The sequence below is a fragment of the Leptolyngbya sp. FACHB-60 genome (assembly GCF_014695775.1).
Taxonomy (GTDB): domain Bacteria; phylum Cyanobacteriota; class Cyanobacteriia; order Phormidesmidales; family Phormidesmidaceae; genus Nodosilinea.
This window is the reverse complement of sequence record NZ_JACJOX010000082.1, coordinates 1-12,469: the sequence shown is the minus strand read 5'-3', so window position 1 is coordinate 12,469 and position 12,469 is coordinate 1. Positions and strand designations below refer to the sequence as shown.

The 12,469-nt window shown below is 56.1% G+C and carries 11 protein-coding genes and 3 pseudogenes; all 14 read left to right on the top strand.

The features are described from left to right. A pseudogene (locus H6F57_RS27315) lies at positions 1-189 on the top strand (hypothetical protein); the annotation flags it as partial. Positions 190-229: 40 nt separating this feature from the next. Continuing rightward, positions 230-346, top strand: a pseudogene (locus tag H6F57_RS26960) (SDR family NAD(P)-dependent oxidoreductase); the annotation flags it as partial. A 342-nt stretch (positions 347-688) separates the two neighbouring features. Then, positions 689-1,282, top strand: coding sequence for an ester cyclase (locus H6F57_RS26955; RefSeq protein WP_190632282.1), 594 nt, complete (start codon positions 689-691; stop codon positions 1,280-1,282). A gap of 274 nt (positions 1,283-1,556) precedes the next feature. Next, positions 1,557-2,489, top strand: a complete 933-nt coding sequence (locus H6F57_RS28195) for a zinc-binding dehydrogenase (RefSeq protein WP_199290065.1) — start codon at positions 1,557-1,559, stop codon at positions 2,487-2,489. A 69-nt stretch (positions 2,490-2,558) separates the two neighbouring features. Beyond that, complete coding sequence (locus H6F57_RS26945) at positions 2,559-2,936, top strand: hypothetical protein (RefSeq protein WP_190632279.1); 378 nt, start codon at positions 2,559-2,561, stop codon at positions 2,934-2,936. A 78-nt stretch (positions 2,937-3,014) separates the two neighbouring features. Further along, positions 3,015-3,416 (top strand): RidA family protein, encoded by a 402-nt coding sequence (locus H6F57_RS26940; protein WP_190632277.1) that lies wholly within the window; start codon positions 3,015-3,017, stop codon positions 3,414-3,416. Between the two features lie 110 nt (positions 3,417-3,526). Beyond that, positions 3,527-3,946 carry a peptidoglycan-binding domain-containing protein gene (locus H6F57_RS26935; protein WP_190632275.1) on the top strand — a complete coding sequence of 140 codons (420 nt, stop codon included), beginning with the start codon at positions 3,527-3,529 and terminating at the stop codon, positions 3,944-3,946. A gap of 35 nt (positions 3,947-3,981) precedes the next feature. After that, positions 3,982-4,437, top strand: coding sequence for a hypothetical protein (locus H6F57_RS26930; RefSeq protein ID WP_190632273.1), 456 nt, complete (start codon positions 3,982-3,984; stop codon positions 4,435-4,437). Positions 4,438-4,509: 72 nt separating this feature from the next. Beyond that, positions 4,510-4,859 (top strand): annotated as a pseudogene (locus tag H6F57_RS26925) (nuclear transport factor 2 family protein). A gap of 422 nt (positions 4,860-5,281) precedes the next feature. Further along, on the top strand, positions 5,282-6,877 hold the full coding sequence (locus H6F57_RS26920) for a serine hydrolase domain-containing protein (RefSeq protein WP_190632271.1): 1,596 nt from the start codon (positions 5,282-5,284) through the stop codon (positions 6,875-6,877). A gap of 289 nt (positions 6,878-7,166) precedes the next feature. Further along, positions 7,167-7,904, top strand: coding sequence for a type II CAAX endopeptidase family protein (locus H6F57_RS26915; protein ID WP_190632270.1), 738 nt, complete (start codon positions 7,167-7,169; stop codon positions 7,902-7,904). Positions 7,905-8,024: 120 nt separating this feature from the next. Then, on the top strand, positions 8,025-9,845 hold the full coding sequence (locus tag H6F57_RS26910) for a CocE/NonD family hydrolase (protein ID WP_190632268.1): 1,821 nt from the start codon (positions 8,025-8,027) through the stop codon (positions 9,843-9,845). A gap of 206 nt (positions 9,846-10,051) precedes the next feature. Beyond that, on the top strand, positions 10,052-11,491 hold the full coding sequence (locus tag H6F57_RS26905) for an alpha/beta hydrolase (protein ID WP_199290063.1): 1,440 nt from the start codon (positions 10,052-10,054) through the stop codon (positions 11,489-11,491). A gap of 55 nt (positions 11,492-11,546) precedes the next feature. Beyond that, entirely contained in the window at positions 11,547-12,287 is a 741-nt protein-coding gene (locus H6F57_RS26900; protein WP_190632266.1) for a CPBP family intramembrane glutamic endopeptidase, read from the top strand. The last annotated feature ends 182 nt before the right edge of the window (positions 12,288-12,469 follow it).

The window sequence follows — 12,469 nt, the reverse complement described above, 5'->3', positions numbered from 1 at the left end:
ACCGACGCGCTAGCTCATCTACGGCCAGATAATCCACAACTTGTACTTGCTTGGGCATTGCACAGTCCTAATTGCAATCCCTCTAATTATGCTCCTCCAAGCGGACTTTATATTACATTCGCAATCGAGCAACCCGCCGACGTAGATGTCAATGAAATCATTGTTCGACCGATTGGACAAATAAGCTAAATCTCGGAAAGTCAATCTTGATTGAAACAGGAGAAACAAAATGATGCTGCAAGATAAAGTGGCGTTAGTCACTGGTGGCGCATCGGGAATTGGCAGAGCAACTGCGATCGCATTCGGTGCTGCGGCAGCCAAAGTGGTCTTCTCGGACAGGGAATTGGTGCAGAAAGCGATCGCAACCTACGGCAAACTCGTTGGTGGAGTCACAGTGGGCTGAAAGAAAAAATCATCATGTTCAGAGTTTTAGCAACTACAGAAATGCAAGAGGAAATTTAAGTGACAAAAAAGGTGAGTGAATCGCCAATGGTATCTTGCTACGCGACCTGTAGGTTCAATCACAGAATCGAACTATGAATAGAAACAGCTCTTTGACGGTACGAATCAGGGCAAACTCATCATTAAGGTTTTAGAAGAGTAGGGACTAAGAAAACCATAAGAATCTGAAAGAAATTAAGCATTGAAATCAATACAGTTGAGATAGAACGAACTAGGAGAATCTAACATGGTCAAAGAGCAAATTGTAGACAAACAAGCAAATGTACAGGCAACCCCCAACCTGACACCTGCTCAGGAAGCTTTACAAGCGGTCTGGGAAGAGCATATCGGGCACGAGTTTGGTACTCACAGCACTGAAGATGCTCTCGCTACAATGGTTGAGGACGCTCACGTGAATCATATTCCGGTAATGACTGGGGGAGTCGGGAAATCGGCGCTGCGTGAGTTTTATTCCAAGTACTTCATTCCACAGATGCCGCCGGACATAGAGTTGGCTCCGGTTTCGCGCACAATCGGAACCAATCAACTCGTCGATGAAATGCTAGTTAAGTTCACTCATACCATCCAGATGGACTGGATGCTACCTGGCATTGCTCCGACAGGGAAACAGATTGAAGTGGCAGTAGTAGCGATTATCCAGTTCCGTGATGGCAAGTTAGCCCATGAACACCTCTACTGGGATCAGGCGAGTGTATTGGTTCAACTCGGCATGCTTGATCCGGTTACACTGCCCATTGTAGGGGTTGACAGTGCGCGCAAGGTAGTTGATCCGAGCTTGCCCTCAAACGCACTGATCGACCGTGCAAGCGACCGCGACTAAAGGTTAGAACAAGCTTTCCATCAATGCTTAAACCTGCGATCGCAGGTCTAAATGTTTCTCAGCGATTGACTGGAATGACATTGAAACAGGTTTGCGAGGTTGTGTTTCTCTGCTCCGATGCTGCCAGCTACATCACTGGGCAACCCTTAGTGATTCTCCTGTAGGAGAGGCTACGCCAACGATGGTGGATATACAGCAAGTTGATTGAAACAGTTCTATCTAGAACATAAAACTATAGCCCTCTACACACAAGGATCTGGCGATGCGTAGGCTCGTGAGTTCACCAAATGCCGTTGGCAACCTCACCTTTCAAGACACTGAAGTTCCTACTCCGAAGGCTAACGAGTGCTTGATTCGCGTCAAGGCATTTTCGATGAATCGGGGCGAACTTAAGCGATCGCAAAATGACCCACTGGGCACTCCAATTGGCTGGGATGTCGTTGGCGTTGTTGAACAAACAGCACAGGACGGTAGTGGTCCACCCACAGGGACAAAAATTGTTGCCCTCTCCATCCGCTCGGAGGGCTGGGCAGAATATGTAGCAATTTCCAATCGCTTTCTGGCTATTATTCCCCAAAGCGTATCAGATACCGATGCCGCCACACTGCCCGTCGCGGGGTTAACAGCACTGTATGCCCTGGAAAAGGGATCTCGTTTACTAGGAAGTCGGGTGCTGATCACAGGGGCAACAGGGGGAGTGGGACTCTTCGCCATGCAGCTTGCTCAGATGATGGGAGCCAGCGTCATTGCCCAAATTCGTCAGCCTGCGCAAGAAGCATTTGTGCGAGATTACGGCGCGGATGAAGTGGTGATCACCGAGACCGGGCAAGAAGCCAAGCAGTTCGCACCTTATCGACTGATTGTCGATGGAGTAGGCGGTGAATTGGTCGGGACGCTAACTGCGTTTTTGGCTCAAGGAGGCACCTGCGTTTGTTATGGCAGTAGCAGCGGTAACGAGATGAAGCTGTCCCTACCAGACTTCTATTTCGAGAATGGAGGACAGCGCACGCTTTACGGGTTCACGCTGTACACCGAAGTAGAAATGGAAAGCGCTAGTTCTGGGCTGGCTCGTCTGCTGAGGTTAGTTGAGCAGGGGCGGCTCAAAACGCATATTGATCGAGCAGTTTCGTGGCGTGAAGCAGACGTAACGTCGGCTGATTTGATCGGGCGCAGATTTTCAGGTAAGGCTGTGCTGCATGTGGACTAATTGTTGTTTATCAGCTGAGTCATGTCAGCCACCTAGGAATAGATTATCGCTGAGCTTTATTTACAAAGAATGAAACAATTTACCTTGTTTACTTTCCTGTATCTGGCACTGGGAGTTTGTCTGACAGCGATCGCACTTGGATACCCAAACTTGCCTTCGGGTCTTCAAACCAGCCTGTTCGTCAGTGCAGGATTCTCCTACATTGCTTGTCTCCTCAGCACCTTCCCATTTTGGCGCGAGACGACGATCCGCTTCTATCGCAGACGGAATTCAGCGGTAATTCTACCCTGGTTGGTGATTGGAGTGAACATTGTTGGGATGATCTGGGAGGTTCAGAGTCAGAACTGGACGATGGAAGCCATTTTAGGAGCGTTTTCGTGGCTAATAGGTGTCTTACTTTTTGCAGAAATCATTGTGATTACATGGCAAGTGAATTCTGAACATTAGGGTCTAAATCGGATGATGCCGAAACAAACTCGTTTCAGCAACGCGAGATAGAGTCAAACGCATTACATGAGGAACACCATGAATAAGCCCAAGTTTTTTGTTACCCCTGGTTATGGGGAATACATGCTGAATAACTTCCATTACTCACAAGCGGTAAAAATTGGCGATCGCGTGGAGACATCCGGTCAAGGTGGCTGGGATGACAATCTGAAAATTCCAGAATTGCTTGCGGACGAGATTGCTCAAGCGTTTCGGAACATAGAGCGAACCTTGGCAACTGCCGGTGCGAGTTGGGAGCATGTTGTCCATATCAATTCTTACCATGTTGGTGGGTTGCCCCCAGAAGTTAATGAGGTGATGGTCAAGCTATACCGCCATTACATGCCCAACCATGCCCCCATTTGGACACAGGTAGGAGTCGCGGCGCTTGGACTGCCAACGATGCGGATTGAGATCCGTGTTACTGCAATTGTTCCGTGAGTTTTGCCTCAGCGACAACACTACTCTACACCGATCGGAGCAAGCAGATGGAGTAATAACTGCGACACAAAATTGATGCCAACTAGAACTGATCTATCAGGAGGACAATCATGAAACTTCAACTCATTTTCGGAGTACTAACGATCGCAACAGGATTGCTCGGAGGTTCATTCACTCATCCCGCGATCGCACACAGCATTTCTTCACAGCAAACATCACCCGTTCTGATCGCAACTGCCTACACTGATTTAACCTTACCCACCTTGCGCCAAGGAGATCGCGGTAGAAACGTGGAACTGTTACAGCGTATTCTTCTTGACAATGGCTTTTTAGGAGCCGCAGGCGTGAGATTAGGCAATCCAAGTGGTGCGATCGCCGATGGCATCTTTGGTCCGATCACAGCGTCTGCGGTACGCGATCTCCAAGAACGTTACAGAATCCCAGTTACAGGGCGAGTCAATCCAACCACCTGGGAAGTCCTGGATATGCACGAAAACCCCTATCGATTGCCGCTTCCCTGGAAACAATAGAACATTACACAACCACAAGCCACAGGAGATTTCTAATGAACCGAAAGATTCTTTCAACCAAAATCACAACCACAATCACAATTCTGTTTGGAGTACTCCTACTGTTCAATTTTCCATCCCTGGCTCAAGTCAGTTCACAAGTGATTCCTAGAATCGAAGTGATCGAAGGTGTTGAAGGTGTTGAAGGGATTCCACCCAGCTACCGTTTAGTCATTAGCCGATCGCAAGACAATGTTTATGTCTTCTGTCCGACTGGCTTCGAGCCACAGTTGGACTATCTGCGAGATGTGGAGGCGATTCAATGTAGTTCACAAGTGATTCCCAGAATCGAAGTGATCGAAAGTCCTGAAGAGATTTCACCCAGCTACCGTTTAGTCATAAGCCGGCCGCAGGACATTGTTTATGTCTCCTGTCCGACTGGCTTCGAGCCACAGTTGGACTATCTGCGAAATGTGAAGGCGATTCAATGTAAGCCGTATACCAGTCCTTAGAAGTAAACCAGTGAGAGGCAACAGCATAACAACTAACACCACTTTTTTGCTTTGAACAGAGGAGAAATTCAAATGTCGGAGAACAATAAAGCCATCTTAGAAGCGGCAAATGCGGCGAACGCTGCAGGCAACTATGAAGAATTCTTGTCATTCTGCACTGACGACACGAAATGGACATTCGTAGGGGACAAGACCCTTAACGGAAAAGAAGCTGTTCGCCAATATATGGCAGAGACATACATAGAGCCGCCAAAGTTTACGGTCGCCAACTTAATTGCTGAGGGCGATTTCGTCACGGCAGTTGGCGACATCACACTGAAGGATGCAGACGGGAAGGCGGATCATTCTCGTACTGCGATGTCTGGCGCTTTCGCGGCGGCAAGATGGCCGAATTAAAGGCTTTCGTGATCAAGGCCGAGTGAGATCACTAGGGACGGGGTGCGCATGAGAGGAGTGACAATGGCCATTAAGCCAGTTGATTACAAATCAGCATTTCATTGAGAATAATCCGATGATGCATTCAAGATTACAGCACAAGAATGTTTTTAAACATGGGAGTATACCTCAGACTGATTCTCTCCATGACTCTAACGTTAATTATGCTCTGATTGCGATCGCGCAGGAAGTCGCTGAGTTGCTGAAACAATCCTATCTAGCACAAGCTGATGAAATCGACAGCATAGAGTTAATAGTCGGAAGCAATTTTGCTGATGATGATCAGCGGCTGAGGTAGGAAAGGCTGTCTAAGGAGACGTTGACTATACTCCGCTTACGACTAGTCGGTCTGCAGCACCTTAAACACCCCGCCTACCGCACGATATTCAAAGTTTAAATGAGGTTTGTCATGCACATGTATACGCTCGCCCGCAGAAAGTTTCGATACTTGATGCTCACTATCGTCGCGGTCCTCGTCAGTTCAGTTGTAAGCTTTCCTCTCCTCGCCCAGCCTTCGTTCGACACGGCTCAGCTCGACACCTTTGTTAAGGAGATGATGGACGCCTACGACGTTCCCGGCGTCGGGCTCGCGGTCGTCGAAGACGGCGAAATTAGCTACGTCCGGGGTTATGGGGTCCGCGACGTGACGACGGGCGCACCCGTCTTGCCCGACACCCAGTTCGCCATCGGTTCGACCACCAAGTCGTTCACGGCGCTTGGCATGATGCTGCTCGTTGAGGAGGACCTCGTGGACCTCGACACGCCCGTCAGGACCTACCTGCCCGAGTTTAAGCTCTCCGACCCGGAGTCCACCCACACGGCGACGGTCCGACACCTGCTCAGCCACACCACCGGCTTGGTGCGGACCGACGCCTCTGCTTTCGACACGAGCGTCACCGTCGCGGACGTCATCGAGGCCGCCGCCACCACCCAGTTGGTCGGCAAACCCGGCGAAGTGTTCGTGTACAGCAACGTCAACACCATCATCGCCGGGGAGATCATCGAACGGATCACAGGAAGGTCGTGGGAAGACTTCACCCGCGATCGCATTCTCGAGCCCTTAGGCATGAGCGCGGCGACGCTCTCTATAGAGGAGCTTAAACGGCAGGATAACATCGCCCTGCCGCACGTACTCGACGTGCGCAACGGCCTGCAAACGACCGACTTCCTGATCTCCGAGGCCGACGCCCCGGCGGGAGCGATTAACGCAAGCGCCGCCGAGATGGCCCGCTACGTGCGCTTCCAGCTCGGCGACGGTGCACCGCTCGTGTCCCAGGCGAGCCTAATGGAGATGCACAAAGGCCAGGTCGCCGCCCCCGACTTCAGCCTGCCGGGCACCGTCGCCGCCCAAGCTCAAGCGGACGCCGCGCGCCCGGAGGATGTGCCGCCCGCGCTCGTCACGGACGCCGAGTACGGCTTCTATTGGGGCGTTGAGCGCTTTCTGGGGGAGAAGCTGGTGCAGCACAGCGGCAACGTGGACGGCCTTACGGCTAACGTGACCCTGCTGCCCGAAAGCCGTTCGGGCGTGGTCGTCCTCGCCAACGCCGAAGGGGCCAACATCTTTATGGAGACCGTGCGCCTGCACGTTGCCCAACTCTTGCTCGGTCGCTCCAGCCCCGACGTGAACGCCATCTTGCAAGCGCAGCTCGAGGTGTTAGGTCAAGACAACGCCAGCCGAAGGGCCGACCTGAACGCAGCTCGCACCTACCAGCCCGAACGGGCCGAGTTGGTGCCTTGGGCAGGCACGTATGAGAGCCTCGCGGATCCTCATCCGACCCAGGTGAGCGTGGTTGGTGGCCGCACCCTGATGCTCGAGTCCGGCTTTCAAAGTATCCGCTTTTCGGTAGAGCTGCTGCCGCTGGGCGGGGACCGCTTTATCGCGACCACCCAGCCGCTGATTGGTTATGTGGTCAGGTTTATCGAGGGTGCTGACGGGCGCACCATCGAGATGGAAACCCCGCACGGCGCGCTGCCGCTCGCCGTGCGGCGCGGAACAGATAACTGATGATCGCATTTCTGTAAAGATTTGTGATGAGAGTTGTAGGTGACCCGGAACCTTACCTTTCGCTGCCACAAAAATGTAGTCAATCCATTACAAGCCGTAAAAGGGATTGCAATTGGTCAGTCTTGAGAGGGTGGCTAGCGATCGAGTCTGCGCTCAAATATCAGCCGCATCTTAAGGGCTAGGTCATCTCAAATATTGGTCACAGCGCTGCTTGAGCACCTGCGGCACGTTGTCCTTGTCTCACTGCGCCGCGATCGCTTTACCCGTTGACCTAAAGGAGGTTATTACCATGTCTCAAGTTCCTTTTAACCACCCGCAGGAGTCAAGAAAGCCCGGCGCGGCGGCTTCATTCCGACCCAACCAAGTTCCGCGTCCGGGCTGGCCCGAGATCATCGTCGGCCTCACCGTCTTCGGTGCCGTCGCACGTGGGGGTGTGTTGCTGGCCGGGCAGCTCGGTCTCGATCCTGTCGTCTACGGCCTGGCCCTCGCCGCGCTGTCTGTTATCGCCCCCTTTGCCGGGTTTGGGGCAGCCGTGCTGCTGCGGATTCGCTCTCTGCATGCCTTTAGCGTACGTCGCGTCTCTAGGCGTTGGCTGCTCATCGGGGTCGGAGCAGGGGTGGTCACCTTCGTAGTCAAGGGCTTTGCGGTCATGGCCTACACCGCCCTCACCGGGGATAGCTCCACCCCTCAGGACGTATTCGGTGACGGTGGCAGCGGCGGGGTGCTGTCCCTCATCCTATCCACGCTGTTTATCGGTCTTCTCGTGCCCCTCGTCGAGGAGCTGCTATTCCGGGGTGTCATCACCAACGCGCTGCTCCGCTACGGCCCGTTGATTGGCGTTGTGGGCAGCACGCTGATCTTCGCCCTCGCTCACGGCATCAACACCGTCTTCCCAGTGGCTTTGGTATTTGGTCTCATCAGCGCTGAAATGTTCCGCCGCAGCGGCTCAGTCTGGCCTGGCATCATCGCCCACGTTATCAACAACCTGCCCACGGTCTTTGTGTTGGTGCTCATCAGAACGGCCTGAATAATCACCATCATGCGAAAGGAGTGTCTGCCCATGACTCGCTTGTTTTTGAACCATCCGCCCGATTCCGATGGACGCACACACAACGCCACGCCAACCTCGCGCGCTTGGAGCAAACCTATGCACACAGGAAAAACCTACGTCCGAAGCCTGCTCTTGCTCGGGGCACTGCTGCTTGTCCTTAATGCCCGCGGGCAGTTCGCAGCCGCGCAGCAGCCCGCGCTGGGGAGCGTTCCGGCGGAGCAGCCTGCCCCCGCGCAGCAACCCACAGCCACGCCGCCACCCACGCCAGAGGTAACCGCGACTGCTGCGGTTGCCACCGCCGACAGAGGGGTCACGCACGCCGAGAACGACCGCGTCCCGGAAGGCGCGGCCTGGACGCAACACTACTTTCCGTCCTCGGACGGCTCCGACGTTGAACTACACGCCGATGTGCTACTGCCCGAAGGACTGGCCGCAGGCGAGCAGGTGCCGGTGATCCTGGTGGTCGGGCCGTACTTGGGGCACTCCGGTGGCCAGGCACTGGAAAACCACGCGCACACCGGCCCCTCCAACCGCTTCAATGACTTGATCGAAGGGGCCGACCTGTTCCAGCGCGGCTACGCCTTCGTCATGGTGGACACTCGCGGCTTCGGCGGCTCCAGCGGATGCGTGGACTTTGCGGGGCGGGGTGATCAGGCCGACGTAAAGGCCGCAATCGACTGGGCCGCGACGCAGCCCTGGTCCACCGGTGCCGTCGGTATGTACGGCAAGTCCGCGGACGCTATCACCAGCCTGATCGGCAGCAACCTCAACCACGACGCGCTCAAGGCAGTCATCGCACAGGAGCCGATTTGGGATTTGTACCGCAACTTCCGCTCGAACGGCGTCCCCCGCGCGACGATTGTCAGTGTGGCCAACATCTATAACACCATTGCCACGCTGCCCCAGATGCCGGACGACGACGAGCGTTACCGGACGAATGCCAAGTACGAGAAGACGGACCCGATGTGTTATCTTGACAACCTGGTCAAGTACCAGATCCCCGATCCCGAGTCCGATCACTGGACGACCCGTGACCTGGCGGAGCAGGCCAAGGGCACCGACACTCCACTGTTTTTCACGCAGGGCTTCCTCGAGTGGAATACCGAAGCCGAGGCGGTGGAGGAGTTTCTCGCGAACCACCAGGGGCCGCAGCGCGGCTGGCTCGGCCCGTGGGAGCACTACCGGGGCAACGAGCGCACTGAGGACGGGCGGCTGAAGATGGGCCGCGAGGGCTGGTTCGACGAGGTGATCTCCTTCTACGACCAGTACCTCAAGGGCATCGAACCGACCGTGTCCTACCCAGCTTACGCTGTGCAGGACAGCACCGGAGCCTGGCGCGCCCAGGACGCCTGGCCAGTCATGGACGCCGCCGTCACCATCCCGCTCGGCGGCGGGTCGTATCTGGACGACGGCCTCTTCGCCGATCCTGCGGCAAAGGACATTAATCGCTTCTTCATCTGGTCCGCGCCGCTTGAGCAGCCAGTTCGCATTACCGGCGCGCCGCGGGTATCGCTTGAAATCGAGGGCTACGGCAACGTCATGGTCGACCTCTACGACGTTGCCCCCGATGGCAACGCCGTCATGTTCGACCGGCAGGTGGCGGTGGTGAAACCCGGCACGACAAGCTTCGAGCTGCGGTCGACGGACTGGACGCTGCCAGTCGGCCATGCGCTGGCCGTCGAGATCGGCACCATCCAGCCGGGGGTTGCGCTCGACAACGACTGGATCGACACGCCGTCCTACGAGACAATCATTGTCCACGACGCGCGGCTTGAACTCGCCCTAGACGACCCGGCCAACGACACACCAACGCCCGGCGAACCGGCACCGTGGCTGGAGACCTACCGGCTGCTGCTGCACGCGGAAAAGCTGTCCCCCGGCACCCCGAGCTTCACCCTGCCGACGAGTGGCAGGTAACTCAAATCCTGCGTTGGGTCGTGCTGTACACACGACCCAGCGCCAATAGTTTCACGAGGAGGAACACCATACTCGCTACAATGTATATCCGACACTCATTCTTGACCGGGGCCATGATGCTGGCGCTCAGTGCCTGCGGCTAGCCCGCCGCCACGCAGTCACCCACCGCCACGCAGCCGCCAGCACAGGGGGAAATTCCGGCAGGGTTGGAGCGCTTTTACACTCAAGAGCTAACGTTCGGCCCCTGCGCGGACTACGCCACCACGGATGCCGACGCTGCGGTCTTCGCCAACGACACCTTTGAATGCGCCCGCTTAGAGGTGCCGCTCGACTACCAGAACCCCGACGGGCGGACGGCGCAGATCGCCCTGCTGCGTGTCCCGGCGCGGGGTAATCCGGGCAGCCGCATCGGCTCGCTGCTGCTCAACCCGGGCGGCCCTGGCTTCGCTGGGATGCTTCATGCAACCACCATGGCCGAGAATCTGGCTGACAGCCCGGTCACCGAGCGGTTCGATCTGATCGGCTTTGACCCACGCGGGGTTGGGGCTTCGACCCCAGCGTTGGAATGTTGGACTGATGCCGAATCCGAGCCTGGCGCAACGAATTTCAGGCTCTGGGGCGAGAACTACACCGAGGAAGATACCCGCCAGTTATATGAGCAGTGCGCCGAGCGCTCTGGCGGCGCGGACGTGCTGGCCCACGTAGGCACCCGCGATGCCGTGCGCGATGTGGACGTGCTCCGTGCGGTGCTCGACGACGAGAAACTGACCTTCGTCGGTTACAGCTACGGTACCCGGCTCGGGGCCATCTACGCCGAAACCTTCCCCCAGAACGTGCGAGCCTTGGTGCTCGATGGACCGGCTGATCCCACCACCGGCACCGCCGCACGTCGCCTGGTCCAGTTCGAGAGCTTCCAGGAGTCTTTCGAGAATTTCGCGGCTTTGTGTACCCAGAGCCCGGATTGCCCGCTAGGAACCGTCCCCGCACAGGCCACCGCCGTCTTCCAGCAACTCGTGCAACCCCTGTTTGACAAACCGATCGTCACCGCCGACGGACGCAAGTTTAGCGACCTCGAAGCCTTGACCGGTGTGCTGTTCGCGCTTAACATCGAGCAAATCTGGCCGGTGCTCATCCAGGGCATCGCCGACCTTAAAGCTGGCAAGGGCGAGACCCTGATGCTGATGCGCGACGCTTCTGCCGGGCGTAGTCCCGATGGCAGTTACAGCAACCTTGGTGATGCCTTGACCGCCATTGACTGCCTCGATGAGGAACGCCACACGCCCGAGCAGGAAACGGAAATGATGCGCGGCATCTACGAGGTGGCACCGTTTATGGACACGGGCAGGCCCGTCACGGCCCGCAACCTATGCGAGCACTGGCCGGTGCAGCCCACCCTCGGCTTTCCGTATGCACAGAACATTGAAGGACTCCCGCAGACCCTGGTTGTCGCGGCCACCCGCGACTCGGCCACCCCGTACTCAGGCGGCATCAGCCTCGCCGAGACGCTCGGTGCCAGCCTGCTCACCGTCGAGGGCAAACAGCACGGTGTGGTCTTCGTCGCCGGGAACGCCTGCATCGACGACATCATCGCCAACTACCTGATCAATCTCAATCTGCCCGACGAAGGGACGACCTGCACCCTATGACGATAAGTTCGCGAACGCTTGATAACAATTCTGGAATGAAGTTGAGGATAGAGTCATGGTTGAGCATAAGAACTCTAGGCTGCAACTGTTTGGGTTGCTGTGGTTGGCAGGCATGGCTGGGGTGATGACCCTGGGGTTGCTGCCTTTGCCCTTGCTCCCAGAGGGTGCCCCACCTGCCGCCGTGGTCAGGCTACTGATGCTGGTGCAGCCCACGGTTTTGGTGTCGGTAGCGGTGCTGACAGGCGTGCTCTTGGCTCACCGGCTGGGGCTAATGGCACCGGGGGCAGAGGCTTTAACCGTTGGGCGATCGTGGCGGCAAGCCATGGTTCCTCAACTGTTGCCCGGTGTGGTGGGTGGGTTGATCAGCGGCGCACTACTGACGGCGATTACCCTGCTGTCTCGCCCGCTGCTGCCACCAGCTTATGGGGCGGCTGAGCCCACCCCGCTGCTAGTGCGATTTCTCTACGGCGGTATCACCGAAGAAATTCTGATCCGCTGGGGACTTATGACGCTGCTGCTATGGCTGGGCTGGCGATTTGGGCAGCAGCGCCAGGGTAAACCCCAGGCCCGATGGGTGGTAGTCGCCATTGCCGTTTCCTCTCTGGTGTTTGCTATGGCCCACTTGCCCTATGCGATCGCCTTAGGACTGCCGTTAACCCCAGCCCTAGTGGGGTTCTTGCTGATCCAAAATTCTTTAGTTGCAGGGGTTGCGGGGTATTTATTCTGGCGCTACGGGCTAGAGTCCGCAATGATCGCCCACCTGACGGTTCATGCCGTGCTGGCCCTCATAGGCTGAGGTCATTGGTTGTATATATCCCTCTTTAGTCACTTTCGTTAAGCAAAAAGGATTGTTCAGGCAACTTTCACCTGAATAGCTAGTGGACTAGCCCGAAACTGATGCATGCAATTCATCAGCCGATACAAGCCATGACGCAATCCAGGAATAGCAAACACCTCAAGCCAAGGTTTGAGACGTTG